Consider the following 25,850-nt stretch of genomic DNA (forward strand, 5'->3'; position numbering starts at 1 on the left):
GGCATGCCGTACTTCAAGTCTCGATTCTGCTCCTCTACCACACGCCCCCCCACCCCCCCCCCCCCCCCCCCCCCCCCGCCCGCCCCCCCCCCCCCCCCCCCCCCCCCCCCCCCCCCCCCCCCCCCCCCCTCCGCTAGGGCGTCACATCGGCGGGCGGCTCCGGCCACCGGGGGACGCCGGCGACCGCGCCGTCCCCCAGGGGGGCGGCGAACCGCGGCGGCCGCTTCTCGAGGAACGAGGCGACCCCCTCCGCGGCGTCCGGCCCGGCGCCGAGCTCGACCAGGGCCCGGGACTCGGCGCGGTGGGCGTCCCACGGGGAGGCCGTCCCGAGCATCGACCACAGCAGCTGCCGGGCCGCCCCGACCGCCACCCCGGAGGTGTTGTCGGCGATCTCGCGCGCCAGCTCCAGGGCGGTGGGCAGCAGGTCGGCGTCCGGGACCACGCGGGAGACCAGGCGCCCGCGCAGCGCCTCGGCGGCGTCGAACACCCGGCCGGTCGCCACCCACTCCATCGCCTGGCTGATGCCGACGACCCGCGGGAGGAACCAGGTGGAGGCCGCCTCCGGCACGATGCCGCGCCGGGCGAAGACGAACCCGAAGCGGGCCGACTCCGCCGCGATCCGGACGTCCATCGGCAGGGTCATGGTGGCGCCGATGCCGACGGCCGGGCCGTTGACCGCGGCGATGACGGGCTTGCGCAGCGCCGCGAAGGGCAGCGACGCGATGCCGCCCCAGTCCCGGGGGACGCCGTCCACCGTGCCGCGGGCCACGGGGTCGGGGCGGCCCCGGTCGCGGAAGGTGCCCTGCCCGCCGCCGAGGTCCGCGCCGGGGCAGAACGCCCTCCCGGCCCCGGTCACGACGACCACCCGGACGGCGTCGTCGGCGTCGGCGGCCGCGGCCGCGGCGGCCAGCTCGGTGGCCATGACCGCGGTGAACGCGTTCATCCGGTCCGGCCGGTCGAGGGTGATGGTGGCGACGCCGTCGGCCACCTCGTACCGCACCTGGGGAGCGGTCATCCGAGCGCGCCGGCGACCGCGAGCCGGGCGACGGCGTCCAGGTGCTCGGCCGCGTCGCCCAGCAGCAGCCGGTCGACCTTGGCCCGCCGCCAGTACAGGTGGGCGTCGTGCTCCCAGGTGAAGCCGATGCCGCCGTGCACCTGGATGCAGGTCTCGGCGGCCCGCTCCAGCACCTCGGCGGCCTGCGCCTTGGCGGCGCTGGCCGCCAGCGGCAGCTCGTCGGGTGCCGCGTCGGCTGCCCACGCGGCCCACCAGACCAGCGAGCGCAACTGGTCCACCCCGACCCAGGCGTCGACCAGCAGGTGCTTGACCGCCTGGTAGGAGCCGATGCGGCGACCGAACGCCTCGCGCTGCTGGGCGTACCCGACGGCCATCCGCACGGCTGCGTCGGCCCCGCCGAGGTCCTCGGCGGCGAGCGCGACGGTGGCCACCTGGCGGGCGCGGGTCCACAGGTCGGCGGCGTCCTCGGCCAGCACGCGCCGGGAGGTCAGCCGGACCGAGGCCAGCCCGCGGGTGGCGTCCACCGGCGGCCCGCTGGTGGCCTCGCCCTCCCCGACCACCAGCGCGCCGTCGTCCAGGCCGAGGAACAGGCGCGCGCCGGCGGCGTCGATCGACGGCGCGGAGCCGGTCACCGGGCCGTCGACGACGGCGAACCGTGCCGACCCGTCGGCCAGCTGCGCGGCGAGGTCGGGGTGCCCGGCGAGCAGGACCCCGGCGCGGGCCGCGGTCACCAGCGACGGGCCGGCGAGCACCGCGCCGCCCTGCTCGGCGACGACGGCGAGGTCCAGCAGCGACGCACCGGCACCCCCGGCCGACTCGGGCACCGTGATGCCGAGGAAGCCGATGTCGGCCAGGTGCTCGTGCCCGGGCGCGAGCGCACCCCCCTCGAGCGCATCGCGGGCGGCTCCGGCCGAGGCCGTGCGGCGGTAGAAGTCGCGGGCGCCGGCGGCGGCGTCGCGCTGGTCGGGGCCGAGGTCGAAGTTCACCGCCGGCCTCCCGAGAACGGCACGTCCTTGTCGCCGCGGGGTTCCGGCGGCAGCCCGAGCACGCGCTCGCCGAGGATGTTGCGCAGCACCTGGTCCGTGCCGCCGGCGATCGCCAGGCCCGGCAGGTACCCCTGGCTGCGCTGCCAGGTGTCGTCGCCGTCCGCGGTGGCGGCGTAGACCGCGTCGTCGCCCAGCAGCCGGACGCCGGCGTCGGCGACCAGCTTCGCCGCGGCGGTGCCGGCCAGCTTGCCGGCGCTGGCCTCCGGCCCGGGCAGCCCGCCCTGGCTGAGCACGGTGAACCGGCGGTACCCGGTGTAGCGGGTGGCCAGCGAGGCGACGACCGCCCGGCCCACCGCCTGCCGGGCGAGCACCTGCCGCTCGGCGTCCAGCCGCGGCAGCCGTTCGCGGGCCAGCGCGGCGAGCTGCTCCACCGGGACGCCGAGGTCGCTGCCGGCACCGCCGATGGTCACGCGCTCGTTCATCAGCGTGGTGATCGCGACCCGCCAGCCCTCGCCCGGCTCGCCCAGCCGCTCCTCGTCGGGGATGCGGACCTCGTCGAAGAACACCTCGTTGAAGCCGGCCGAGCCGACCATCTGCCGCAGTGGCCGGACCGTCACCCCCGGCGCGTGCACGTCGACGACGAACATCGTCAGCCCGGCGTGCTTGGGGCGGTCGGGGTCGGTGCGGGCGAGCAGGATCCCGAGGTCGGCGACGTGCGCCAGCGTCGTCCAGACCTTCTGGCCGGTGACCACCCACTCGTCGCCGTCGCGCACCGCGGTGGTGCGCAGCGCCGCGAGGTCGGACCCGGACGCGGGCTCGCTGAACAGCTGGCACCAGACGTCGTCGGCGCGCAGCAGCCGGGCCAGGTACCGGCGCTTCTGCTCCTCGCTGCCGTGCGCGATGACCGTCGGCCCGCACATGCCCAGGCCGATGTGGTTGATGAGGGTCGGCACCCCGGCGCGGGCCAGTTCCTGCTGCACGATCGCCTGCTGCACCAGCGTGCCGCCCTGCCCGCCGTACTCGCGCGGCCAGGTCACCCCCACCAGGCCGGCCTCGGCGAGGACCCGCTGGGTGCGCCGCAGCCCGGCCTCGTGCGTGCGGGCGTCGACCGCCTCCTCCCCCACGCCGACGTGCAGCAGGTCGGCCGCCCGCTCCTCGAGCACCTGCCGGACCGACGCCCGGTAGGTCGCCTCGTCGGGGGTGTCGTCGAAGTCCACGGGCTCGCCTCTCTCCGGTGGGGCGGTCGGCGGCAGCGTGACAGCGGTCCCCCGGAACGGTCAACGGTGACTGTTCGGCGGCCCGGGCCGCCCCTACGCTCGCGCGGTGACCGCCGGCCCCGCAGCGCCCCGGTCCCGCTCCGCGCGGACCGCCGACAGCCGGGCGCTGATCCTCGACGCGGCGGTCGCCTGCCTGGTCGAGGACGGCTACGCCGGCGCCTCCACCCTCGCCGTCCAGGCGCGGGCGGGGGTGTCCCGGGGGCGGCTGCTGCACCACTTCCCGTCCCGCGCCGAGCTGCTGGTGGCCGCCGCCGAGCACCTGTCGACCACCGTGCTCGCCGGTGTGCGGCAGCGCGCGGCGGCCCTCATGGCCGACCAGCCGGCCGGCCCCGAGCGGGTCGACCGGGCCGTCGACCTGATGTGGGCGACGTTCCAGGAGCCCCCGTTCTGGGCCGCGGTGGAACTGTGGACGGCGGCCCGCACCGACCCCGAGCTGCGCGCGGCGCTGCGGGACGGCGAGCGGCGGCTGCGGGCGGCGATCCGGGCCGTGGCCGACGGGATCTGGGGCCCGGAGATCGCCGCCGCCGAGCTCTACGCCGAGACCTGCGAGCTGCTGTTCACCAGCATGCGCGGGGTCGCGATCGTCTACGCCTTCGAGGACCGGCCCCCGGCCACGGACCCGCACCTGGCGCTGTGGAAGCGGCTGGCCACCCGGATGCTGTCCGCCTGAGCCCCGGCAGTCACGGTTGACCGCCCCGGACCGCCCGGCCAGCATGACGCGGGTCACACCCGGCGCGCGGCAGGAGGCCTCCGTGAGTGTCGAGATCCCCCGGCTCCAGGGCCGCGGCATGACGATGGCCGACCAGCTGGCGCGCTGGGCGCGGCGCACACCGGACGCCGTCGCCCTGGTCTTCGAGGGCACGCGGCGCGGCTACGCCGAGCTCGACGAGCGGGTGACGCGGCTGGCCCACGCACTGGCCGACCGCGGGGTGGTGGCCGGCGACCGCGTGGCCGTGCTCGGGCTCAACGGCCCGGAGGTCTGGGAGGCCTACCTCGCCGGCGTCCGCCTGGGCGCGGTCGTCGTCCCGGTCAACTTCCGGCTGGTCGCCGACGAGGTCGCCTACGTGCTGACCGACAGCGGGACCACCGCCCTCGTCGTCGACGGCGCGATGGCCGGGCTCGCGGCCAAGGCCCGCGAGCAGACGCCCGGCGTGCACACCGTGCTGACCATCGGCGAGGAGTACGAGGCGGCGCTGGCCGCGGCCGGCGCCGACCCTCTGGACGTCGAGGTCGACGAGGGCGCCGCCGCCTTCATCATGTACACCTCGGGCACCACCGGGCGGCCCAAGGGCGCGGTGCTCACCCACCGCAACCTGCTCATGCACGTGTTCAGCATGGTGGTCCACCTCGGCGCCGATCCCAGCGACCGGGTGGGCTGCCCGGGCGCCCCGCTGTTCCACATCGCCGGGCTGGCCGGGGGCCTGCCGCCGCTGCTGCTCGGCGGCACCCACGTGGTCCTGCGCTCCGGCGGGTTCGACCCGGTGGCCACCCTGGACCTGATCGAGCGGGAGAAGATCACCAACATCTTCCTCGTGCCGGCGATGTGGGCGGCGGTGGTCGCCGTCCCGGACATCGCCCGGCGGGACCTCTCCTCGCTGCAGCGCATCTCCTGGGGCGCGGCGCCGGCGTCGACCACGCTGCTGCGCACGCTGATCGACACCTTCCCGCAGGCGGAGGTGGTGACCGCCTTCGGGCAGACCGAGTGCAGCCCGGTCACCTGCTTCCTGCGCGGCGAGGACTCCGTGCGCAAGATCGGCTCGATCGGGACGCCGATGCTGAACGTCGAGGTCCGCATCGTGGACGAGGCGATGCACGACGTCCCGCGGGGCGAGGTGGGCGAGATCGTCTACCGCAGCCCGATGGTGATGAAGGAGTACTGGCGGAAACGGGAGCAGACCGCGGAGGCCTTCGCCGGCGGGTGGTTCCACTCCGGCGACCTGGTCCGCGAGGACGAGGAGGGCTACCTCTACGTCGTCGACCGCAAGAAGGACATGATCATCACCGGCGGCGAGAACGTGTACTGCGCCGAGGTCGAGGACGTCCTGGCCGCGCACCCGAAGGTCGGCGAGGTGGCGCTGATCGGCGTCCCGGACAGCCGCTACGGCGAGGCGCCGCTGGCCGTCGTCGCCCCGCGGGACCCGGCCGACCCGCCCACCCCGGCCGAGCTCACCGCCTGGTGCCGGGAGCGGCTGGCGCACTACAAGAACCCGCGGGAGTACTCGCTGGTCGGCGCGCTCCCCCGCAACCCCAGCGGCAAGGTGCTCAAGACCCGGCTGCGGGAGGAGCACTCGGCCGGCTCGCTGGTCGCCGACCCCGCCGTCTGAGAAAGGACCCCGTCCTCCCCACCCCTCGCAAGCTCGGGGCGGTGCCCGGGACGAGGCCAGGGGCCAAGGGGGACCCCGTCCTCCCCACCCCTCACAAGCTCGGGGCGGTGCCCTGGACGGGGCCAGGGACCAAGGCGGACGCCGTCACACGTCCGCTTCGCTCAGCCCTGCCAGGCCTCGGCGACCTGCGCGGCGACGCTCGCCGCCTGCGCGCGACCGGCGCGGGCCGACCCCGCGCGGGCGGCCGGGTCGAGCACGTTGCGGCCGATGGCCGCGCGGCTGCCCTCGTCGGGCGAGACGACGGCGACCCGGGCGACCATCCCGGTCACCTGGGCGTCGACGCTGGCCAGCGGGCCGACCCCGCGCGGGATCGGCGCGAGGACGACGACCCGCTCGTGGCCCTCGGCGAGGTCGGCGTTGGCCGCCGAGCGCATCCCGCCGTCGACGTAGCGGCGGCCGTCGATCGTCACCGGCGGGTAGACGCCGGGCACCGCGCAGCTGGCCGCCACGGCCAGGAGCAGCGGGACGCCGGAGTCCCGGTCCAGGGCGCGGAACTCGCCGGTGTGCGCATCGACGGCGGTGACGGTGAGCGCGCGGTCGGGCCACTCGGTGCTGGCCAGCCGGCTGCCGATGACGTCGAGCCGCTCCTGCTCCGACGGCGTCAGCCCCGCCCGCTCGGCGGCCAGCGCCAGCGCACCGACCCGCCGCCGGAACTCGACGTCCCGGCCGCGGCTGCGCAGCACCGCCCAGGCGTACCGGGCCAGGGCCGCGCGGGTCATGCGGGCGACCCGCTCATCGGTGGGCGGCTCGAGCTGGCGGGCGAACAGCGTCTCCAGGTCGGCGCCGCTGGTGACCTGCGCACCGACCACCGAGCCGGCCGAGGTGCCGACGACGAGGTCCGCGCCGGTCAGGTCGACGCCGGCCTCCGCCAGGCCGGCGAGGACGCCGATCTCCCACGCGATGCCGGTGATCCCGCCGCCCCCGAGCACGAGGGCCGCGCGCTGGTCGCTCATGCCGCCATCCTCACCCACGGTGGGACCTCGACACCCGTTGTGACGTGCGCCACGCTGGGGCACCCCGGACAGGAAGGTCCCGCATGACCGCCACGCAGGCCCCGCCGACCCCCGGCGCGAACAGCTGGCCGCCCGGCCTGCCCCGCTCGCTGGAGTACCCGCAGGTGCCGGTCGGCTCGATCCTGCGCGCGGCCGTGCGCCGCTGGGGCGACCGCGAGGCCTTCGTCGACCACGACGTCCCGCTGACCTTCACCGAGCTCGGCGCGCGGGCCCACGCGGTCGCGAACTGGCTGGCCGACGCCGGGGTCGGCCGCGGCGACGTCGTCGCGGTGCACATCCCCAACTGCCGGCAGTACCCGGCGGTCTACTACGGGGTCCTGCTCGCCGGGGCCACCTTCTCCCCCACCAACCCGCTGCTGCCCGCGGCCGACCTCGCCGCGCAGCTGACCGACGCCGACGCCCGCGTGCTCGTCACCTGGGACCAGGTGCTGCCCCTCGTGCGCACGGCGCTGGCCGGCACGCCGGTCGAGACCGTCGTGGTCACCGGGGAGGCACACACCCTCGACCTCGCCGCCCGCCTCGACGGCCTGGCCGCCGACGACGTCGACCTCGCCGCCCTGCTCGCCGCCGACCCCACCGACCGCCGCCACGACGCCGCCGTCGACCCCGCGGCCGACCTCGCCCACCTGGCCTACACCGGCGGCACCACCGGGGTGAGCAAGGGCGTGGAGCTGCCGCACCGCGCCGTCGTCACCAACGTCCTGCAGTCGGCCTGCTGGACGTCGGGGTCGCTGCCCGAGCTCGACGCGGCCGGCGACGTGACCCTGCGCCAGGTGGTCGGCCCCGAGGAGTACCCGACCCGGCTCGGCGAGGCCCGCATCATCAACCTCACCCCGTGGTTCCACGCCATGGGCGCGATCGGCTACCTCAACGGCATGGTCCTGAGCGGGACGACGACCGTGGTCCACCTGCGGTTCGACCCGGTCCGCTACGTCGAGGACGCCGCCCGGTACCGGGTGACGTCGATCGGCGGCGCACCCCCGGTGTTCGTCGCGCTGCTGCAGGTCCCCGGCATCGGCGAGGCCGACCTGTCGTCGGTGCGCGGGGTCTCCAGCGGTGCCGCGCCGCTGCCCGTTCCGCTCATCGAGAGGCTCCGCGCGCTGCTGCCCGACGCGGTCATCGGCGAGGGCTACGGCCTCACCGAGGTCACCATGCAGGCCACCGGCAACCCGTCGTTCCGCTCGGGCACCCGCAAGGCCGGCACCGTGGGGGTGCCGGTGTTCGACACCGAGATCACCATCCGCCCGCTGGGCGGGGGCGACCCGCTGCCGCCCGGGGAGCGCGGCGAGGTCTGCATCCGGGGGCCGCAGGTCATGCGCGGCTACGCGCACCGGCCCCAGGCCACCGCCGAGGCGATCGACGCCGAGGGCTGGTTCCACACCGGCGACGTGGGCGTCCTCGACGAGGACGGCTACCTGGCGATCGTCGACCGCACCAAGGACATGCTGCTCTACAAGGGCTACAACGTCTTCCCGCGCGAGCTCGAGGAGGTGCTGTTCGGCGTCCCCGGGGTGGCCGGCGCGGCGGTGGTCGGCCGGCCGGACGAGGAGGCCGGCGAGCTGCCGGTCGCCTACGTCGTCCGGCGGGCCGATGACGTAGGGGCCGCGCTCACCGCGGAGTCGGTGATGGCCGCGGTAAACGGCCGGGTGACGCCCTACAAGCGGCTGCGCGACGTCGTGTTCATCGACGCGATCCCGGTCTCGGCGGCGGGCAAGGTGCTCAAGCGGGAGCTCGCCGCGCGGGAGCGGGCGGCGGCCACCGGCGGCTGAGCCACCGGCGACTCACCCCGAGGGGTGCGGCGCGGACGCGGGAGTCACCGCGGCTCACTATCGTCCCGCGGGTGGAGAGCGACAGCGGCCTCTCGGAGACCGAGCACAGCGGCGTACGGATCGCGCACGTCGAGCAGTCGCCGGTGCGGCAGGTGTGGCAGCGGGTGCTCCTCGCCGCCTTCTTCCTGTCGCTCACGGTGCTCATCGTCTGGCTGGACCGCGACGCGTACCGCGACGGCGACCAGGTCGGCATCTCGCTGCTCGACGCGATCTACTACTCGACGGTCACGCTCTCCACGACCGGGTACGGCGACATCACGCCGCTGACCGACGGCGCGCGGCTGGTGAACATCCTGTTCATCACGCCGTTGCGCATCATGTTCCTGATCGTCCTCATCGGGACCACCCTCGAGGCGCTGACCGCGCGCTCGCGGGAGGAGTTCCGCATCCGTCGCTGGAGGTCCCGCGTGCGCCAGCACGTCATCGTGTGCGGCTACGGCACCAAGGGCCGCAGCGCGATCCGCTCGCTGCAGGCCACCGGTACGCCGCTGGAGCAGATCGTCGTCGTCGACCCCGAGCCGCGGGCCATCGACGAGGCCAACTCCGTGGGCCTCACCGGCATCGTCGGCGACGCCGGGCGCACCGAGGTGCTGCGCCGCGCGTCGGTGGAGCGGGCCCGCGCGGTCATCGTCGCGGCCAACCGGGACGACGCCTCGGTGCTGATCACCCTGACCGTCCGCCAGCTCAACCCGAGCGTCCCGATCACCACGTCGGTGCGCGAGGAGGAGAACGCCAACCTGCTGCGCCAGTCCGGCGCGGACACGGTCATCACCACGTCGGCCACCTCCGGGCGGCTGCTGGGGCTGTCCACCGACAGCCCGCGCGTGGTGGCCGTCGTCGAGGACCTCGTCACCGGCGGCCAGGGGCTGGACCTCACCCAGCGACGGGTCACCGCCGGCGAGGTGGGTCTGGGCCCGCGGCAGCTGCGCGACATCGTGCTGTCGGTGACCCGCGGCGGGCGGACGCTGCGCTTCGACGACCCGCTGATCGGCACCCTCCAGGCCGACGACGTGCTCGTGGTGGTCAAGTCCCACGCGAAGGGGCCGGTCCAGACCGGCGGTCAGGCCGCCGCCGTCTGAAGGCCCGGCGGACCACCAGGGCCCTCAGACGGTCAGCACCCAGGTCTGCGTCGGCTCGTCCCGGCCGCGCAGCTCCACCACCGTGCCCGGCGCCCAGTGCTGCGCCTCGTGGCCGCCGGCGGAGCGGATCACGTTGTTCGAGACCAGGGCGCGACCGGGGTGGTCCTTGGCCAGGTCGGTGAGCCGGGCCGCCTCGTTCACCGGGTCGCCGATCACCGTGTACTCCAGCCGGCGGGCCGCGCCCACCTGGCCGGCCCACACCGGCCCGCAGGCGACCCCCACGCCGACGTCGACCTCGCCCGCCGCGGCGACGGCCGTGCAGATGCGCCGCGCCGCCCGCAGCGCCGCCCCGGCCGGGTCCGGGTGGTCGGCGGGGGCGCCGAAGACGCACAGGGCGGCGTCCCCCTCGAACTTGTTCACCAGGCCGCCCTCGTCCTCGACCATCGCGACGACGATCTCGAAGAAGCGGTTGAGCAGGCCGACCATCTCCTCCGGCCCGGTGCGCCGGACGAGCGTCGTCGAGCCGGCGATGTCGACGAACAGCGCGGCCACCGTGCGCACCTCGCCGCCGAGGGAGACGCCCGCGTCCAGGGCCCGCTCGGCGACCGTCGTCCCGACGTGCCGGCCGAACAGGTCGCGCAGCCGCTCGCGCTCGGCGAGCCCGTCGACCATGGAGTTGACGCCCTCCTGCAGCAGGCCGATCTCCCCCGCGTCGTCCACCGGGACCCGCACGCCGTGGTCCCCGGCCCCCACCCGCTGCACCGCCCGGCGCAGCTCCCGGAGGGGCATGCCGACCGAGCGGCCGGCCTGGTTGGTCGTGTAGAGCCCCACCACCAGGGCGACGAGGACGAGGAACACCAGCGCGTCCTCGGGCGGGCCCTCCGGGTTGCTGGGGTCGAGGAACAGCAGCGCCAGCCCCATCAGGGGAACGCCGCTGGTCAGCGACCAGGCCAGCAGCAGCCGCGGCCGCACGCCGAGGACCAGCGCACCGGCCGGCGGGTGGGTGGCCAGCGCCCGCGCGGTGAGCCCGCGGGCCAGCCGCAGCGTGAGCAGGTAGCAGTGCCCGGCCGCCGCGACCCCGCCGAGCAGCGCGGCCAGCGCCACGCGCAGCCCGACCAGGGACAGGTCGGAGACGACGGCGCCGACGATCCCCACGAGGACGCCGCCGGCCAGCCAGCCCAGCCCGACGACGAGCGCGACGTCGGCCGGCAGCCGCAGCGCCTGGGCCGCCTCCTCGGGACCCGGTGGCCGGCCGGCCCGCAGCCAGGCCGTGGTCAGCCGCTGGCGGCGCAGTACGGCCAGGACCCCGAGCGGCAGGGCCACCACGAGGTAGCCGACCGCGCTGAGCACGATGGCCGTACGGCCGGCGGGGTCCCGCGCGCCGGTCGACAGGCCCCACAGCAGCAGCGCCACGATGGCCAGGCCGACGAGGTTGGCGGCCAGGACGTGCAGGACGATGTACGGCACCGCGCGGCGGCCGCGGGGGGCGAACTCCAGCGCCGCGTCCACCCGCCGCAGCGCGGCCCCGCTCACCGTCGCCCCGGGCGGGCCGGTGCGGACCCGGGTCACCACCGGGCCCGCCGGGCGGTCTCGGTCTGCTGCGCTCCGTCGGCGCTCGCCCCGGCCGGGTCGTCGGGCCACTGCTCGACCTGGGTGGTCGCCCAGTCGGCCCAGTCGGCCACCAGCCGGTAGAAGTCGGTGAGGAACCGGCCCACCAGGAGGTGCTCGGCCGACCGCTCGGGGAAAGGCCCGTCACCGGCCGCGTACGCCTCGGCCGACGCCCGGGTGGCACCGTTGCGCTCCTCGGCCCAGCGGCGGGCGGCGGCGAGGGTGGCGAGGGCGTCGGCCGTCGTCCCGTGCTCGGCGAAGGCCAGCTTGAGCAGCTGCTCGAACTCCAGCACCGGCCCGCTGCCGGGCTCCCGGTGCCAGGCGGCCAGGGCCTCGCGCCCCTCGGGGGTGATGGCGTAGACGGTGCGCGAGCGCTGCCCGACCGCCTCCGACCGCGCCGTGGCGAGGCCGTGCGCGACCAGCTTCTTGGGCTCCTCGTACAGCTTGCTCTGCGCTCGCGGCCACATCCGGCCGACGCTGCGGTCCATCTGGCGGGTGAGCTCGTAGGTGCTCCACGACGGCCGCACCGCGAGCAGGCTGAGGATGGCGTACGAGGTCGTGGTCAGCGCCCCCGGGCTTGACATCTTCCTCCCTATGGGAGTACGCCGTCCGGCATGCTCCCCAAGGGAGCAGACTAGCCGCCGCGAAGGGACGCGCCATGACGCAGACCCCACTCCGGATCGACCCCGGCAACCTCGAGCAGGCCCGCGCCTGGGACGGCGGGGAGGGTGCGCACTGGGCCGCCAACGCCGACCGGTACGACGACGCGGTGCGCGCCCACCACCCGGTGTTCATGGCCGCGGCGGGCATCACCGCCTCCGACGAGGTGCTCGACGTCGGCTGCGGCGCCGGGCGCACGACGCTGGACGCCGCGCGCACCGCCGTCGACGGGCACGCGCACGGGGTCGACCTGTCCGCCCCGATGCTCGAGGTGGCCCGTGCGCGGGCCCGGGCGGAGGGGTTGACCAACGCCACCTTCACCCAGGCCGACGCCCAGGTGCTCGCCTTCCCGCCCGCCGCGTACGACGTGGCCCTCAGCCGCAGCGGGGCCATGTTCTTCGCCGACCCGGTGGCCGCGCTGCGCAACGTCGCGGGCGGACTGCGCCCCGGCGGCCGGCTGGTGCTGATGACGTGGCAGGACGTCGGGCGCAACGAGTGGATGGCGGCGCTCATGGAGGCGCTGGCCGCCGGCCGCGCGCTCCCCCTCCCGCCACCGGGCAGTCCTGGACCCTTCGGGCTCAGCGACCCCGGCCGCATCCGCGCCGTCCTCACCGCCGCCGGGTTCGCTGACGTCGGGGTCGCGACACTGGAGGTGCCGGTGCACCTCGGGCGGGACGCCGCGGACGCCGAGCGGCTCGTGCTCGGGCAGCTGAACTGGCTGCTCGAGGGGCTCGACGCCGCGGGCCGCGAGCAGGCGCTGGGGTCGCTGCGCGCCTCGCTCGCCGCGCACGAGACGGTCGACGGCGTCACCTACGGGTCGGCCGCCTGGCTCGTCACCGCGCGCCGCGGGGCCTGACGCCTCACCTCCGTTCCAGCCGCTCCCGGAGCCGGGTGAGGTCCTTGCGGTTGGCCCGGCGGATCGCGGTCGCCATCACGGGGCCGGCGAGCCGCGAGAAGCCGCTCGGGCGGCCGCGGTTGCGCAGGGTCATGCGGGTGCTCCCGTCGTGCCGCGGCTCCCAGGTGTAGGTGGTCTCCATCGGGAACGGCCCCTGCGCCGTGCGCATGACCAGCCGGCGGCCGGGCTCCAGTTCGACGACCTCGTAGGTGTAGGCCAGCCGGCGGCCGAGGAAGGTCGCCACGAAGTCCATGCGGGAGCCGACCGCGACCGGTGGCGGGGTGCGCCACTCGACCGACGCGATGTTCGCGTACCACTCAGGGGCGTTGGCCGGGTCGCCCGCGTAGGCGGCGACCTCCTCGACCGGACGGCGGACCACCGTCTCGGTCACGACGTCGACGTCCCTGGCCACTGCTGCACCTCCCGGTCGCGCGGGAGCATCGTCCCGCAGGGCGACGTCCCACGCTCACCCCGGACGTGGCGGGGAGAACCGGCGCGACGCCGGTGTCCCTCACCTGCAGGATCTGTGCGCGAGATGCTCGCGACGGCCACCGCTCCGAGCGCGGCCACCGGATCTGCCGTGGAGGTCACCAGCATGGACGAACCCAACGGGGTGGCCGGGGCGACCGACGCAGAGCAGGTCCTCGACCACGTGACCCCCCCCCCGGGCCACGCTGCACTCCGTCCACCCCGACACGGCGCGGCCCTCGCCCCTGCCGCCCCCCGTCATCCCGCTCGACGCGACCCCCACCGGAGGTACGACCCCATGACCGACCTGCACAGCACGCACCGCGACCCGGCCGTCCAGCCGGAGGACATCACCGAGGACACCGTCACCGACGCCACCGTCGACAGCTTCGCCGCGACCGCGGACCCGCGACTGCGGGAGCTGCTGTCGGCGGTCGTCCGCGGCCTGCACGCCGCGGTCCGCGAGGTGGAGCCCACGATCGCCGAGTGGGAGGCGGCGATCGACTTCCTCACCCGCACCGGCCAGAAGTGCGACGACGTCCGGCAGGAGTTCGTGCTGCTCTCCGACGTCCTGGGGGTGTCGGCGCTGGTCGAGAACATCAACCACCGCAAGGTCGCCGGCGCCACCGAGGCCACCGTGCTGGGGCCGTTCCACATGACGGTCTCCCCGTCGCGCGCCAACGGCGACTCCATCGACGAGGTGGGCGGCCGGGAGCCGTGCGTCGTCGAGGGGCGGGTGCTGTCGGTCTCCGGACAGCCGCTGGCCGGGGCCACGGTCGACGTCTGGCAGGCCGACGAGGAGGGCTTCTACGACGTCCAGCAGCCCGACGTGCAGCCGCCGGGCAACGGCCGCGGTCTGTTCACGACCGACGGGGAGGGCCGCTTCTGGTTCCGCACCGTCGTCCCGGCGCCCTATCCCATCCCCACCGACGGCCCGGTCGGCGAACTGCTCGCCGCCACCGGCCGGCACGCCTACCGGCCGGCGCACATCCACTTCATCGCCCAGGCGCCCGGGCACGTGCCGGTGACCACGCACATCTTCGTGGCGGGCAGCCCGTACCTGGACTCCGACGCGGTGTTCGCCGTCAAGCACAGCCTGGTCCGGGACTTCGCCCCGGTCGACGACCCGGAGCAGGCCGCCCGCCTCGGGGTGGCCAGCCCGTTCCGGCACGCCGTCATCGACCTGGTGGTGCAGCCGGAGGGGACTCCCGCCGCATGACCGCGACCGGCTCGTCGGGCAGCGGCTCCGCCGCCCGCTGATGGGGGCCGCGACGGGCCGCGGGCTCAGGCCAGGGCGGCGTCGGCGACCTCGGCCTGCAGCACGAGGTCCGCCGCGGTCGTGAGCCAGCCCGCGACCAGCAGCAGCGGCCACGGCCGCTCGTCGTCCAGGGACGCCGTCCCCGCGCTCAGCCCCGCCTGCGCCACCGCGCGGCACGCTGTGTTCCTCATGCTGGAGGAGATCGGCGCCGCCCGTCCGGAGATACAGCCGTGACACACGAACGTCATCACGACGGGGCAGGCGGCGTGACCTCCGCGGCCGAGAGCCGCTCCGCCAGTGCCGCCAGCCCGCCCCTGACCATCGCGCCGTAGGCGTCGTCGCCGAGCGCCGCCGCGGCCTGCCGCCCCAGCTCGAGGTGACGCCGGGCCGCGGCGAGGTCGCCGAGCTTGCGGTGGTCCTCGGCGAGGTTGAGGTGCAGCGACGGGTAGAACGCGGCGACCGGGCCGGTGGCGCCCGCCGCGGCCGCCCGCTCGTCGGTGATCGACTCCGCCGCCACCAGGGCGCGGAGGTCCCAGGCGAGCTCCTCCCAGGGGTCGTCCTGCACGTCGGCCATGTGGTGGGCCAGCGTGCAGCGGTGCAGCGGGTCTGCGCCGGCGTAGACCTCGGCCCAGATCTCGGTGAACGCCGCGCGCGCCTCGGCCCGGCGGCCCTGCCGGCCCAGGGCGATCGCCTGCCCGATGCGGGCCATGGTCTCGTCGACGACTGCGGGCTGTGCGCCGTCGCCCGGCGGGGTCGCTGCCATGCCGGGACCGTACGGTGGGAGTACGACAGCACGGGCGCCGTCAGGACCCGTTGACCCGCCCGCCCGGCCGCGCGCAGCATCGGACGGTGCTGCTCCTCCGCCACCGGGACGTCGAGGGGCTCCTCGACGTCGCCCAGCTGGTCGACGCGCTCGCCATCACCATGACCGAGCTGTCCGCGGGCCGCGCGTCGGTCCCGCCGCGGGTGGCCGCCCTCGTCCCCGACCGCGAGGGCGTGCTGGCGGCGATGCCCGGCTTCAGCCCCGGTCTCTGCGCGCTGACCGTGAAGGTCCTGTCCGTCTTCCCCGGGAACCGGACGGTCGAGGCCCCGACGCACCAGGCCCTGGTGGTGCTCGTCGACCCCGAGACCGGCACGCCCCGGGCGCTCATGGACGGCAACGCGATCACCACCGCGCGGACCGCCGCCGGCTCCGCGCTGTCCATCCGGCTGCTCGCCCGGCCCGAGGCGTCGGTCCTCGCCGTCCTGGGCACCGGCGTCCAGGCCCGCGCCCACGCGCTGGCCGCCCGTGTCGTCCGCGACCTCGACGACGTCCGCGTCGCCGGCCGCCACCCGGAGCGCGCCGAGGCCCTGGCCGCCGAGCTGCGGGAGCTCGGGCTCCCGGCGCGGGCCACGGCGACCTGGGAGGAGGCGACGCGCGGTGCGTCCATCGTGTGCGCCACGACCGCGTCGGACGAGCCGGTGGTGCGGCGCGAGTGGCTGGACGACGGCACCCACGTCACCTCGGTCGGCTACACCGCCACCGGCCGCGAGGTGGACGACGACACCATGGCCGAGGCACTGGTGGTCGTCGAGCACCGCGACACCTCGTTCACGCCGTACCCGGTGGGCAGCAACGACCTCACCGAGCCGGCCGCGCGGGGCCTGATCGCACCCGACGAGGTGGCCGAGGTCGGCGAGCTCGTCGAGGGACGGCGGCCCGGGCGGACCTCACCCGGACAGCTCACCGTCTACAAGTCGGTGGGCGTCGCCGTCCAGGACACCGCAGCGGCCGCCCTGGTCTACGCGGCCGCCTGCCGCCGTGGGGTCGGGCACCGCATCACGCTCTGAGCGGGCCGGGATCAGCCGCCGGCGAGCGCGGTGGCGAGGACGACGTGGACGACCGTGCCGGTGAGGATGCTGACCAGGGCGTTGCGGCGCCACAGGTGCAGGCCCACCGTGACGGCGACGGCCACGACGAACGGCAGCGCGGCCGTCCCGGTCGTCGTCGGGACGTCGCGCAGGGTGTAGACGGCGAGGATCAGCATCACGCCCAGCGGCACGTGCCGGCTCAGGTGGCGGACGACGGCGCTGTCGCGCATCGGCGCCAGCACGGCGAACGGCGCGGCCCGCATGGCCCAGGTCAGCGCGGCGGCGATCGCCACGGTCGCGGCGACGTGGCCCGGCTCAGGCACCGACGGCCTCCAGCTCGGGAGCGCGGCCGCTCTCCCTGCGCGCACCGCGGCGGCCGACGGCGCACCGCAGCAGGAGCAGCAGGGTGAACGCGGCGTAGGCGGCGAGCAGCATCTGCCCGGGCAGCAGGAGCACCGCGGCCAGCGCGCAGCCGAGGGCCAGCACCGCGGTGCGCAGGTCCGGCCGGGCCCGGTAGGCGTCGATGGCCAGCACGATGAACAGCGCACTGAGGGCGAAGTCGAGACCGCGCAGCGAGTCCAGCGGCAGCGCCTCGCCCAGCAGCGCGCCGAGCGCCGCCCCGGACACCCACGAGAGGTGCAGCAGCACCTGCAGGACGAGGATCCGCGCGCCCGGCCACCGCCGCCCCTCGGGGGTGGCGGTCATCGCGTAGGCCTCGTCGGTCAGCGCGAACGTGCTGTAGGTCCGGCCCAGCCTGCCGCGGACCCGGTGCAGCGGGAAGGACAGCGCGTAGAAGACGTGCCGGGAGTTGACCACCAGCGTGGTGAGGGCGACCTGGGCCAGTGGCGCGGCGGCGGTGACCATCGCGACCAGCAGGAACTCCAGGGACCCGGCGTAGACGACGGCGCTGAAGACCGGGGCCCACCACCACGCCAGGCCGCTGTGCAGCACCAGCAGCCCGAACGCGATGCCGAGCGGGACCATCCCGAGACAGACGGGACCGGCCGTCCGCACCGTCGCCCACACCTCGGCACGCCGTCCGGCTGAGGACGGCGGAGTCACGGGCCGGGGAGCAGGAAGAACCTGGCGGTGCACGGTTGGAACGCTAGAACAAGACTCAGGTCACCCGATTGCGAGTCGTGTCGCTAGCGTGCCCACATGCGCAACGAACCGCGCCTGGACCGCATCGACCGCGACATCCTGTTCCACCTGGAGCGCGACGGCCGGCTGAGCAACGTCGAGCTCGCCGCCCGCGTCGGCCTGACCCCGCCGCCGTGCCTGCGGCGGGTCAAGCGGCTGGAGGCCGAGGGCGTCATCTCCGGCTACCGGGCCGTCGTCGACCCGCGGGCCACCGGCCGGGCCTTCGAGGTCGTCGTCGCCGTGGAGATCGCGGCCAACGACCGGCGCACCGTCGAGGAGTTCGAGGCCGCCGTCCTCGCCTTCGACGAGGTGGTCGCCGTGCGGCGGCTGTTCGGCAAGCCCGACTACTTCGTGCACGTGGCGGTCGCCGACGCCGAGGCGTTCGAGGCCTTCCAGATGGGCAAGCTGATCGGCCTGCCGGCCGTGGCCCGCGCCGTCTCCCACCAGACCATGCGGCTGCTCAAGGGCTGAGCGGGCGCGACCGGCCGCCGGTCACGGAGCGTTCCGCCGTGCGGTGGGAGGGCCCTGCGACCCTGGCGCGCCCCCGGGAGCCGAGAAGCGTTGCCTGCGCCCCGGGAGCGCCGACCGTTCCGGTGGCGCTGACACGGGGCTCCTGCGCCTGACGGTCCGGCCTCCCCCCGACGATCCGGACGACGAGGGATGGACCCCAGGATGACGACCGTTGCGCAGGAGACCGGCAGCGCTGTCCGCCCGTTCCGTGTGCAGGTGCCGGAGGAGGCGATCACCGAGTTGCGGCGCCGCCTCGCCGCGACGCGCTGGCCCACCCGGGAACTGGTCGGCGACCGGTCGCAGGGCGTGCAGCTGGCGACGCTGCAGGCCCTGTGCCGCTACTGGGCCGACGAGTACGACATGGGCCGGCTGGAGGCGCGGCTGAACGCCCTGCCGCAGTTCACGACCGAGATCGACGGGGTGGACGTCCACTTCCTCCACGTGCGGTCGCCGCACCCGGACGCGCTCCCGCTGGTCATGACGCACGGCTGGCCGGGCTCGGTCGTCGAGCTGCTCGACTCCGTCGGCCCGCTCACCGACCCGCCCGCCTTCGGCGGGCGTGCCGAGGACGCCTTCGACCTGGTGCTGCCGTCGCTGCCCGGCTACGGCTTCTCCCGGGAGCCGGCCGACCTCGGCTGGAACGTCGGCCGCACCGCGGTGGCGTGGGCGGAGCTGATGCGCCGCCTGGGCTACAGCCGCTACGTCGCCCAGGGCGGCGACGTGGGCGCCGCCGTCACCGACGCGATGGGCCGCCAGGCGCCCGAGGGCCTGCTCGGCATCCACCTCAACCTGCTCGTGACGGTGCTGGGCGGCCCGCCGCGGACGGACACCGAGGAGGAACGAGCGGCGCAGGAGCAGCTCGCCACCTTCCAGCAGACCGGCTTCGGCTACTTCCTGGAGATGGCGACGCGGCCCCAGACGATCGGCTACGCCCTGCTGGACTCACCCGTCGCCATGGCAGCCTGGATGTGCGACCACGACACCGACAGCTACTACAAGATCTCCCGCGCCTTCGTGGACGGGCGGCCCGCGGGGAACCTGACCCGCGACAACGTCCTCGACAACACCACGCTGTACTGGCTGACCGGCACGGGCGCCTCGGCCGCCCGGTCGTACTGGGAGGACGGACTGGCACGCGCCCAGGCAGCCGCGTCCGGCCAGGCTCCTCCGGACGTGACGGTCCCGGTCGGCTTCACCACGTTCCCCGGCGAGATCTGGCGGACGCCGCGCAGCTGGGCCGAGACGGCCTATCCCACCCTGAGCTACTTCAACGAGGTCGACCGCGGCGGCCACTTCGCCGCCTGGGAGGAGCCCGAGCTCTTCGCCACCGAGGTCCGGGCGGCGTTCCGCCCGCTGCGCGGCCCGCAGATCCCCGGACCGCGCGGCTGACCGCGGCACGGCGCGGACGCACGAGAGCCCCGCGAGGACGTCGTCCTCACGGGGCTCTCGTACAGGGGTGGAGGTGGCGGGAATCGAACCCGCGTCCTACGACGCATCACCAGGGCTTCTCCGAGCGCAGTCCGCTGCGTCTCTGCTCGACCCTCCCGATCTCGCGGACGAGACGGGATGACGGGCCCAGTCGCTGTTTGGTGTCCCGTGCGCGCCCGCGACCGGCACGCACGGTGAGTCATCTAGCTGATGCCAGGATCCGGGCCGATGACGAACCCGGGCTGACAGAGTCGACCTAGCTGATCAGGCAGCGAGGGCGAACTCGCGCTGACTGGAGTCGGCGCTTGATTGGTTTGCAACGCGTGGTTAACGAGCTCATCGTTGCCTTCCTCGGCTCGCTTCCCCTGGTCATCCGACCGCAGTCGAGACCATTCACCCCCTGTGTAGTTGTGCAGTCAGGGTAACGGCACCGGCAAGACGGTTGTTCCCGCCGCCCCGCGGAGACGCGCCCGAACCCCGTCCCGGGTCCCGCCCGAGCCTGCGGAGGGTGGGGAGGACGGGGTCCTCCGTCAGATCCAGCCGCGGCGCTTGAAGACGGCGTACAGCGTCACGCTGACCCCGACCATCAGCACCAGGGCGAACGGGTAGCCCAGGTGCCAGTGCAGCTCGGGGATCGAGTCGAAGTTCATCCCGTAGACGGTGCCCACCAGCGTCGGGGCGAAGAGGATGGCCGCCCAGGCGGAGATCTTCTTGACCTCCTCGCCCTGGGCGATCGAGGCCTCGGTGAGCTCGCGGATCTCCTCGTTCTGCCGCTGCGCCACCAGCGTCGCGTTGACCGTGAGGATGTCGCGCAACTGCAGCCGGAAGCCCTCCACCCGCTCGTTGACGCTGGTCACGTGGTCGGCGACGTCACGCAGGTAGCTGCGCAGGTCCTCGTCCACCCCGTACTTGTCGAACCCGGCGGTGATCGCGGCGAGGATGCCGGTCAGCGGCTGGGCGGCCCGCTGGAACTCCAGCACCTCCTGGGACAGCTCGTAGATGCGCCGGGAGACGCCGGGGTCGCCGCGGAAGACCTCGGTCTCGATCTCGTCGATGTCGTTGGCCAGCCCCGCGACCACCGGCGAGTACCCGTCGACGACGGCGTCGAGGATCGCGTAGAGGACCGCCTCGCTGCCCTTCTCCAGCAGCGCCGGCTCGCTCTCCAGCCGGCGGCGCACCCGCGAGAGGTCCGGCGACTCGCTGTGCCGGACGGTGATCGCGAAGTTGGGGCCCAGGAACAGGTGCAGCTCCCCGAACTCGACCTCCTCGGCCGCGTCCAGGTAGCGGGCGGCCTTGAGGACGACGAACAGCGTGTCGCCGTAGCGCTCGAACTTCGGCCGCTGGTGCGCCTTGATCGCGTCCTCGACGGCCAGCTCGGGCAGGTCGTACTGCTCGGCCAGCTCCCCCAGCTCGCCGGGCTCGGGCCGGTAGAGGCCCAGCCAGACCAGGCGCTCGGGGTCCTCCACCAGCCACTCGTGGCTCTCCGCCACCGTCGCCGGAGTCGCCACCCGCCGGCCCGAGGAGTAGACGGCGTTGTCGACGATCAGCGCGTGCCGCTCCCGCTCGGTGGGGACCGGCACGGGCGCCGGTGGCGGCGCGAGGCTCAGCTCGGGCCGCGGACGGCGGCCGAGGGACAGGGCGGTGAGGGACGCACGGCGGCGGTCGACCACGACGGACTCCCGGGGGACGCTGGAGCGGGGGGACACACGGGGGTCCGCACCCGCGCGAGCGCGCTAGGCGGTGCCGACCCCGGTGCCGGTACTGGGCGGTTCGCTGCGCATGCGCTCGCTCTCCTCCCGTCGTCCGGGCCTCGGGTCAGCAGGCCGTCCACCATCGTGACACGCCGGGGGCGACGGACGCCGTCGGCCCGACGGACATCACCCCACGGAGCCGAGGACCAGGTCGATCATCACCGGCAGCAGGACGACGATCAGCAGCCCGCCGAGGACGTCGAAGGAGATGCCCGAGCGGATCATCTTGGTGATCGGCACGATGCCGGAGCCGTAGACGATCGCGTTCTGCGGCGTCGACACCGGCAGCATGAACCCGAAGGACGCCGCGAACGTCGCGGCCAGCGCCGGAACGAAGGGGTTGATCCCCGCGGCCACCGCGACCGGGATGATGATCGGCACCACGACGGCGGCCGACGCGGTGTTGCTGGTCGTCTCCGAGATGACGATCGCGAGCAGCACGGCGAACACGGTGATCGCGAAGGTGCTGGTGAGCCCGAGCGCCTCTGACGAGCTGGTCCCGATGGTCTCGGCCAGGCCGGTGTCGGCCAGCAGCGAGCCGAAGATGATCCCGGTGCCGAACAGCAGGATGGTGCCCCAGTCGATCTTCGCCGCGTCCGACCAGTTGAGCGTGAACTCGCGCGCCTTCCAGTCGGTGGGCAGCAGGAACAGCAGCGAGGCCCCGAGGACGGCGACGATCCCCTCGTCCAGCCGGTCGGAGATCGTCACGTAGAGCTGGGAGTCGGTGCCGGCGGTCAGCGCGATGACGCCGGGGAAGATCCACAGGAACACCGTGGTGCCGAAGGCCACCAGGGTGTTCCGCTCCGCCCGGGTGACCGGCCCGAGCTCGGCGCGCTCGCGCTGCACGTACTCGTGCACACCCTCGATGCGCTTGATCTCCGGCCGGTTGAGCAGCAGCAGGACGGCGGCGAGTGCCACGAACATCAGCGCGCAGATGGGTAACGCCATCAGCATCCAGTCGAGGAAGCCGATCCGCTCCCCCGTCGCCTCCTCGATCAGGCCTCGGCCGATGAGGTTCGGCGGCGTCCCCACCGGGGTGATCAGCCCACCGACGCTGGCGCTGTAGGCCAGCATCAGCATCAGCGCGACACCGACCCGCAGCCGGAGCGGGTCGAAGTCAGGGGCGACCAGCTCCTTGTCCTGCATCAGCTTGGCGATGACCGAGAGGATGCCGATCGCCGTCGGCAACAGCATCGCGACCGTGGCGGTGTTGGAGACGAACGCCGACAGCAGGCAGGTGATCAGCCCGAAGGCGATGACCACCCGCGCGGTCGAGGTGCCGACCCATCCCATCGAGAGGATGGTCATCGCGAACCGCCGGGCCACGCCGTGCTTGAGCATCGCCGCGGCGAGGATGAACGCGCCGATGAACGTGAAGACCGTCGTCGACCCCAGCGGCGCCACCGCGTCGTCGGCCGGGACGACGCCGAGGACGACGATCGCCCCGACCCCGATCAGGCCTCCGACCGGGATCGGCACCGGCTCGGTGATCCACAGGACGATGACGCCGAGCAGGACCGCCGCGAGCAGGTGCTGGTCGCGCGGCAGGTCGAGGGGCAGCAGCGCGAAGACGATCGTCACGACCGGGGCCAGGAACAACCCGACGGTCCGGCGTCCCTTCTCGAACCGCTCCTCGGCGGGGCTGAGGGACTGCTCCCCCAGGCTGCGGTAGGTGGCGGAGCCGCGGAACGCGGCGTCGACGTCGGTCCGCTGCCCGGACCCGGTTCCCTGGTCGGTGGTCGCCATGGCCCCTCCATCGAGGACTGTGACCCAGACCATAGGGAAGGCGGCGCCTATCCGGCGACCTCCTCGTCCGGCGCCGGCACCTGCAGCGCGACCAGGAAGCGCGACACCATGGCGTACCCGGCGACCAGCGCGGCGAGTTCGACGACCTGCCGGTCGTCCAGGTGCGCCCGGGCGGCGGCGAACACCTCGTCGGGGACGGCGACGGCGCGGGTGGAGGCGTCGGTGAACGCCAGGACGGCGGCCTGCACCGGCGTCCAGACCGGCTCGGAGACGGCATCGGGTTGCTGCAGGACCCGCAGCTGCAGGTCGGCCAGCCCGGCGCGGCGGCCGATCGGCTCGTGCGCGGCCCACTCGAAGGCGGCGTCGTTGAGCACGGCCACCCGCAGCACCACCAGCTCGCGCAGGTCGGCCGGCAGCGTCGTCCCGCCGCGCAGCGCACCCAGCAGCGCGTTCCAGCCCTCCGCCACCGGCGGGCTGTGCAGGAGCAGCCGGTCCAGCGTGGACAGCCGGCCGCCGCGGCGGACGCGGATCAGGTCGGCGGTGGGCCCGTCGCCGGCGGCCTCGGGGAGGCGCGGTCCGCCGGTCACCGGGCGGCGAAGGTGCCGGAGGGGTAGGCGCCGGCCGCGACCAGCCGTCCCGACAGCAGCCGGCCCAGCTCCACCACCCGCGCGGTCCCCTCGGCGCCCAGGTGGCGCCAGGGCCCGGCCGAGAGCTCGTCGGTCTCCGCCTCGACGGTCGCCCGCAGCTGCCGGCCGGCGCCGGTGAGGGCCCCGTCGGCCAGCAGGCCGCGACCGGCCAGTGCGGCGCCGGCGGCGGCCCACTCCTCGTCGCTCCAGCCGCGGGTGGCCTTGGCGGCGGCCTCGGAGAAGCCCCGCCCGGTGGCCGTGTGGGTGACCAGCGCCTCGAGGCCGGTCAGGCCGTGCCGCAGGAGGGCGGCGACGTGCCCGTCCCCGCGGTACTCGCGCAGCAGGGTGGCGCCGTGCCAGAGCACCAGGAGGGGCTCCTCGGGCCACGGCAGGTCGGCGTGGCCGGCGTACAGCGGCCGCCCCTCGGGGGTCAGCACGCTGCACGCCTCCCGCAACAGCGCGGCCAGCTCGTCGACCTCCGGGCTCCCGGGCCCGCCGAGCAGCCGGGTCAGCGCGGCCCGCGCCGCGGTGAGGCGGGCGGTGAGGACCTGCTCGGGGCTCGCCAGCGTCCAGGCCCGGGGCAGGTGGCGGGCGACGACCGCGGGCGCGAAGTTGTAGAAGGTCGCCGTCACGAGCCCGGGGCCGACCGCGCCCATGGGCGCCGCCCGGCCGGCGAAGTAGCACATGCGCCCCGGTCGCAGGCCGACCGCGGACAGGTGCTCGTCCTGCTCCGGCGCGAAGTAGAGCTGGCTGTGCAGCGGCTCGACGGCGCGGTGCGCGCGGGCGACGTCGGCGAGGTGATCGGCGCTGACCATGGGGCGACCCTAGGAGGACCCCGTCCTCCCCACCCCTCCGGATGGGCTCGCCGGCCGGATCGACCGCAGCCACCGCCGCTGCCACGGCGTCTCGACCGCCCGGGGGTGGTACCCGGCCCGCACCCACCGGACGGCGTCGTCGGCCGGCAGCCCGTCCAGGACGGCGAGGGCGGCCAGCGCCGTGCCGGTGCGGCCGATCCCGCCGGAGCAGCCGACCTCCACGCGCTCCCCCGCGTACGCCCGCCGGTGCGCCTCCCGCAGCGCGTCGAGGGCGTCGGCGGGGTCGGTCGGCACCCAGAAGTCCGGCCAGCGCACCTGCCGGTGCGGCCAGGGCGGGAGCGGGCCGGAGCCGAGGACGACGGTGAGGTCCGCCGGCTGCGCCTCCGCGCCCAGCCGCCGGCCGCGCACCCGCGCGCCGCCGGGGAGGGTCACCACCCCGGCGCCGTCGTCCCACGGCCCCGCGCCGGACACCGCTCAGTCCGCGGCCGGGAGCCGGTGCACCCACGACGTGCGGGTGCGCACCGGCGCGAACCCCAGCCGCGCGTACAGGGCCGGCGCACCGGTGGAGTTCTCGCTGTCCACCTGCAGCCCCGCCGTGCCGCAGCCGGTCGCCGCGGCGGCGCGCAGCGCGGCCGCGATCGCCGCGGAGGCGACCCCGCGGCCGCGCGCCGGACGCAGGACGCCCACCTGCCCGAGGTGGGTCTGGCGGACGCCGGTGGCCCGGGTGTCGGCCTCGTAGACGTAGGCCAGCACGTAGCCGACCACCGCGCCGTCGGCGAGGGCGAGGACCGACAGGTCGGGGCGGAACGCCTTCTGCCCGGTGAACCACGCCCGCCAGGTCACCTCGTCGCGCTCGGCGGAGCCGAAGTGCTCGGCGAACGCCGCGTTGTGGGCCCGCCGGACCTCCTCGTCCCGGTCACCGGTGAAGGGCACCAGCTCGATGCCGGGCACCGCGGGGACCTCGGGCAGGTCGCGCAGCGGCCGCTCCATGTCCCGGTACCAGCGCTCCGGGGCGAACGCCGCGCGTCGCAGCAGCCCCTCCAGGGACGTCATCGCCGGGTACGCCGAGACGGTCAGCAGGCCGGGGACCTCGGGGTGGTCGCGGCGGTGCAGCTCGGCTCCGCGCCGCAGCTGCCAGTCCAGCAGGAAGCGCCCGACGCCCCGGCCGCGGGAGCCGGGGTGCACGCGGCCCTCCAGCTGGACCCGGTGGCCGTCGCGGACCCCGCGCGCGGCCGTCGCGGTCGCCCAGCCGACGACCGCGCCGTCCGGACCGCACACCGCCAGGCCGTCCCGCGACAGGTCGAGCAGGTCGCCGGCCCACCACTCGGTGAGGTCGTCGGCGTCGAGGTGCTCCCCGGTGCCGTCGAGCGGCTCCGCGGCGGCCAGCAGCGCGGCGACCGCGTCGACGTCGCCGGTCGTCAGCGGACGGGCGGTGAGGCCGTCGGGCAGAGGGGACACGGTCTCGCAGCGTAGGGACGCCGCCCCGCCGTGGCGACCCAGTCACGGCTCTG

Annotated in this window: 26 protein-coding genes and 1 other RNA gene; 9 read left to right on the plus strand and 18 right to left on the minus strand. The window is 75.3% G+C overall.

Going from position 1 to position 25,850, the window contains the following annotated elements:
* Positions 1-133 precede the first annotated feature (133 nt).
* Genes ACI784_RS18770 through ACI784_RS18780 form a run of 3 tightly spaced genes read right to left on the minus strand, consistent with a single transcriptional unit; the run spans position 134 to position 3,218 of the window.
* Positions 134-1,015 carry an enoyl-CoA hydratase-related protein gene (locus ACI784_RS18770; RefSeq protein WP_457014493.1) on the minus strand — a complete coding sequence of 294 codons (882 nt, stop codon included), beginning with the start codon at positions 1,013-1,015 and terminating at the stop codon, positions 134-136.
* The gene (locus ACI784_RS18775; RefSeq protein ID WP_457014494.1) at positions 1,012-2,001 is read right to left on the minus strand and encodes an acyl-CoA dehydrogenase family protein; all 990 of its coding nucleotides are present in this window, start codon (positions 1,999-2,001) and stop codon (positions 1,012-1,014) included. The genes ACI784_RS18770 and ACI784_RS18775 overlap by 4 nt, the downstream gene beginning before the upstream one ends.
* The gene (locus tag ACI784_RS18780; RefSeq protein ID WP_457014495.1) at positions 1,998-3,218 is read right to left on the minus strand and encodes an acyl-CoA dehydrogenase family protein; all 1,221 of its coding nucleotides are present in this window, start codon (positions 3,216-3,218) and stop codon (positions 1,998-2,000) included. The genes ACI784_RS18775 and ACI784_RS18780 overlap by 4 nt, the downstream gene beginning before the upstream one ends.
* Before the next feature lie 106 nt (positions 3,219-3,324).
* On the opposite strand from ACI784_RS18780, the gene ACI784_RS18785 reads away from it, so the two are divergent.
* Both ACI784_RS18785 and ACI784_RS18790 read left to right on the plus strand, forming a co-directional pair.
* Positions 3,325-3,948 carry a TetR/AcrR family transcriptional regulator gene (locus tag ACI784_RS18785; RefSeq protein ID WP_457014496.1) on the plus strand — a complete coding sequence of 208 codons (624 nt, stop codon included), beginning with the start codon at positions 3,325-3,327 and terminating at the stop codon, positions 3,946-3,948.
* 82 nt (positions 3,949-4,030) lie between these two features.
* Complete coding sequence (locus ACI784_RS18790) at positions 4,031-5,602, plus strand: long-chain-fatty-acid--CoA ligase (RefSeq protein ID WP_457014497.1); 1,572 nt, start codon at positions 4,031-4,033, stop codon at positions 5,600-5,602.
* A gap of 161 nt (positions 5,603-5,763) precedes the next feature.
* On the opposite strand, the gene ACI784_RS18795 is transcribed toward ACI784_RS18790, so the two are convergent.
* Positions 5,764-6,615, minus strand: coding sequence for a patatin-like phospholipase family protein (locus ACI784_RS18795; protein WP_457014498.1), 852 nt, complete (start codon positions 6,613-6,615; stop codon positions 5,764-5,766).
* An 83-nt stretch (positions 6,616-6,698) separates the two neighbouring features.
* On the opposite strand from ACI784_RS18795, the gene ACI784_RS18800 reads away from it, so the two are divergent.
* Both ACI784_RS18800 and ACI784_RS18805 read left to right on the plus strand, forming a co-directional pair.
* A complete protein-coding gene (locus ACI784_RS18800) occupies positions 6,699-8,444 on the plus strand; it encodes a class I adenylate-forming enzyme family protein (protein WP_457014499.1) in 1,746 nt (581 codons plus the stop codon).
* 71 nt (positions 8,445-8,515) lie between these two features.
* Entirely contained in the window at positions 8,516-9,583 is a 1,068-nt protein-coding gene (locus ACI784_RS18805; RefSeq protein WP_456923360.1) for a potassium channel family protein, read from the plus strand.
* Positions 9,584-9,607: 24 nt separating this feature from the next.
* Here ACI784_RS18805 and ACI784_RS18810 read toward each other — a convergent pair whose 3' ends face one another.
* Both ACI784_RS18810 and ACI784_RS18815 read right to left on the minus strand, forming a co-directional pair.
* Positions 9,608-11,155, minus strand: coding sequence for an adenylate/guanylate cyclase domain-containing protein (locus ACI784_RS18810; RefSeq protein WP_457014500.1), 1,548 nt, complete (start codon positions 11,153-11,155; stop codon positions 9,608-9,610).
* Positions 11,149-11,775: a PadR family transcriptional regulator gene (locus tag ACI784_RS18815; RefSeq protein WP_456923358.1), complete on the minus strand. Its 627-nt coding sequence runs from the start codon at positions 11,773-11,775 to the stop codon at positions 11,149-11,151. The genes ACI784_RS18810 and ACI784_RS18815 overlap by 7 nt, the downstream gene beginning before the upstream one ends.
* Positions 11,776-11,849: 74 nt before the next feature.
* On the opposite strand from ACI784_RS18815, the gene ACI784_RS18820 reads away from it, so the two are divergent.
* Positions 11,850-12,707 (plus strand): class I SAM-dependent methyltransferase, encoded by an 858-nt coding sequence (locus ACI784_RS18820; RefSeq protein WP_457014501.1) that lies wholly within the window; start codon positions 11,850-11,852, stop codon positions 12,705-12,707.
* Between the two features lie 4 nt (positions 12,708-12,711).
* Here the strand turns inward: ACI784_RS18820 and ACI784_RS18825 are convergent, their stop codons facing one another.
* Positions 12,712-13,158, minus strand: a complete 447-nt coding sequence (locus tag ACI784_RS18825) for an SRPBCC family protein (RefSeq protein ID WP_456923356.1) — start codon at positions 13,156-13,158, stop codon at positions 12,712-12,714.
* 354 nt (positions 13,159-13,512) lie between these two features.
* Here ACI784_RS18825 and ACI784_RS18830 point away from each other — a divergent pair, with 354 nt between their 5' ends.
* Positions 13,513-14,433, plus strand: coding sequence for a dioxygenase family protein (locus ACI784_RS18830; RefSeq protein WP_456923355.1), 921 nt, complete (start codon positions 13,513-13,515; stop codon positions 14,431-14,433).
* Positions 14,434-14,498: 65 nt separating this feature from the next.
* On the opposite strand, the gene ACI784_RS18835 is transcribed toward ACI784_RS18830, so the two are convergent.
* Positions 14,499-14,663, minus strand: a complete 165-nt coding sequence (locus ACI784_RS18835; protein WP_456923354.1) for a hypothetical protein — start codon at positions 14,661-14,663, stop codon at positions 14,499-14,501.
* Positions 14,664-14,719: 56 nt separating this feature from the next.
* On the minus strand, positions 14,720-15,235 hold the full coding sequence (locus tag ACI784_RS18840) for a hypothetical protein (protein ID WP_457014502.1): 516 nt from the start codon (positions 15,233-15,235) through the stop codon (positions 14,720-14,722).
* A gap of 86 nt (positions 15,236-15,321) precedes the next feature.
* On the opposite strand from ACI784_RS18840, the gene ACI784_RS18845 reads away from it, so the two are divergent.
* Positions 15,322-16,302 carry an ornithine cyclodeaminase family protein gene (locus ACI784_RS18845; protein WP_457014503.1) on the plus strand — a complete coding sequence of 327 codons (981 nt, stop codon included), beginning with the start codon at positions 15,322-15,324 and terminating at the stop codon, positions 16,300-16,302.
* Positions 16,303-16,313: 11 nt separating this feature from the next.
* Here the strand turns inward: ACI784_RS18845 and ACI784_RS18850 are convergent, their stop codons facing one another.
* Both ACI784_RS18850 and ACI784_RS18855 read right to left on the minus strand, forming a co-directional pair.
* Entirely contained in the window at positions 16,314-16,646 is a 333-nt protein-coding gene (locus tag ACI784_RS18850; protein WP_456923351.1) for a branched-chain amino acid transporter permease, read from the minus strand.
* Complete coding sequence (locus tag ACI784_RS18855) at positions 16,639-17,418, minus strand: AzlC family ABC transporter permease (RefSeq protein ID WP_457014504.1); 780 nt, start codon at positions 17,416-17,418, stop codon at positions 16,639-16,641. Before ACI784_RS18855 ends, ACI784_RS18850 begins: the two co-directional genes overlap by 8 nt.
* Positions 17,419-17,481: 63 nt before the next feature.
* Between ACI784_RS18855 and ACI784_RS18860 the strand changes: the two genes are divergently transcribed.
* Positions 17,482-17,934 (plus strand): Lrp/AsnC family transcriptional regulator, encoded by a 453-nt coding sequence (locus ACI784_RS18860; RefSeq protein WP_457014505.1) that lies wholly within the window; start codon positions 17,482-17,484, stop codon positions 17,932-17,934.
* 201 nt (positions 17,935-18,135) lie between these two features.
* On the plus strand, positions 18,136-19,362 hold the full coding sequence (locus ACI784_RS18865) for an epoxide hydrolase family protein (RefSeq protein WP_457014506.1): 1,227 nt from the start codon (positions 18,136-18,138) through the stop codon (positions 19,360-19,362).
* 65 nt (positions 19,363-19,427) lie between these two features.
* On the opposite strand, the gene ssrA is transcribed toward ACI784_RS18865, so the two are convergent.
* From ssrA to ACI784_RS18900, 7 genes are all read right to left on the minus strand, one after another.
* Positions 19,428-19,802: a transfer-messenger RNA gene (gene ssrA, locus ACI784_RS18870) on the minus strand.
* Positions 19,803-19,931: 129 nt separating this feature from the next.
* Positions 19,932-21,071 (minus strand): magnesium and cobalt transport protein CorA, encoded by a 1,140-nt coding sequence (locus tag ACI784_RS18875; RefSeq protein ID WP_456923348.1) that lies wholly within the window; start codon positions 21,069-21,071, stop codon positions 19,932-19,934.
* Between the two features lie 207 nt (positions 21,072-21,278).
* Entirely contained in the window at positions 21,279-22,898 is a 1,620-nt protein-coding gene (locus ACI784_RS18880) for an SLC13 family permease (protein ID WP_456923347.1), read from the minus strand.
* Positions 22,899-22,945: 47 nt separating this feature from the next.
* Positions 22,946-23,485: a carboxymuconolactone decarboxylase family protein gene (locus tag ACI784_RS18885; RefSeq protein WP_457014507.1), complete on the minus strand. Its 540-nt coding sequence runs from the start codon at positions 23,483-23,485 to the stop codon at positions 22,946-22,948.
* Complete coding sequence (locus ACI784_RS18890) at positions 23,482-24,339, minus strand: SCO6745 family protein (RefSeq protein WP_456923345.1); 858 nt, start codon at positions 24,337-24,339, stop codon at positions 23,482-23,484. The genes ACI784_RS18885 and ACI784_RS18890 overlap by 4 nt, the downstream gene beginning before the upstream one ends.
* Positions 24,340-24,348: 9 nt before the next feature.
* On the minus strand, positions 24,349-24,810 hold the full coding sequence (locus tag ACI784_RS18895; RefSeq protein WP_457014508.1) for a protein-tyrosine phosphatase family protein: 462 nt from the start codon (positions 24,808-24,810) through the stop codon (positions 24,349-24,351).
* 3 nt (positions 24,811-24,813) lie between these two features.
* Complete coding sequence (locus ACI784_RS18900) at positions 24,814-25,797, minus strand: GNAT family N-acetyltransferase (protein ID WP_457014509.1); 984 nt, start codon at positions 25,795-25,797, stop codon at positions 24,814-24,816.
* Positions 25,798-25,850: the final 53 nt, after the last annotated feature.

The organism is Geodermatophilus sp. SYSU D01186 (assembly GCF_054050215.1).

Coding starts and splice junctions, on each gene's coding strand:
- ACI784_RS18770 (WP_457014493.1), bottom strand. CDS start 1,015: ATGACCGCTCCCCAGGTGCGGTACGAGGTGGCCGACGGCGTCGCCACC.
- ACI784_RS18795 (WP_457014498.1), bottom strand. CDS start 6,615: ATGAGCGACCAGCGCGCGGCCCTCGTGCTCGGGGGCGGCGGGATCACC.
- ACI784_RS18800 (WP_457014499.1), top strand. CDS start 6,699: ATGACCGCCACGCAGGCCCCGCCGACCCCCGGCGCGAACAGCTGGCCG.
- ACI784_RS18815 (WP_456923358.1), bottom strand. CDS start 11,775: ATGTCAAGCCCGGGGGCGCTGACCACGACCTCGTACGCCATCCTCAGC.
- ACI784_RS18820 (WP_457014501.1), top strand. CDS start 11,850: ATGACGCAGACCCCACTCCGGATCGACCCCGGCAACCTCGAGCAGGCC.
- ACI784_RS18830 (WP_456923355.1), top strand. CDS start 13,513: ATGACCGACCTGCACAGCACGCACCGCGACCCGGCCGTCCAGCCGGAG.
- ACI784_RS18835 (WP_456923354.1), bottom strand. CDS start 14,663: ATGAGGAACACAGCGTGCCGCGCGGTGGCGCAGGCGGGGCTGAGCGCG.
- ACI784_RS18840 (WP_457014502.1), bottom strand. CDS start 15,235: ATGGCAGCGACCCCGCCGGGCGACGGCGCACAGCCCGCAGTCGTCGAC.
- ACI784_RS18860 (WP_457014505.1), top strand. CDS start 17,482: ATGCGCAACGAACCGCGCCTGGACCGCATCGACCGCGACATCCTGTTC.
- ACI784_RS18865 (WP_457014506.1), top strand. CDS start 18,136: ATGACGACCGTTGCGCAGGAGACCGGCAGCGCTGTCCGCCCGTTCCGT.
- ACI784_RS18880 (WP_456923347.1), bottom strand. CDS start 22,898: ATGGCGACCACCGACCAGGGAACCGGGTCCGGGCAGCGGACCGACGTC.
- ACI784_RS18890 (WP_456923345.1), bottom strand. CDS start 24,339: ATGGTCAGCGCCGATCACCTCGCCGACGTCGCCCGCGCGCACCGCGCC.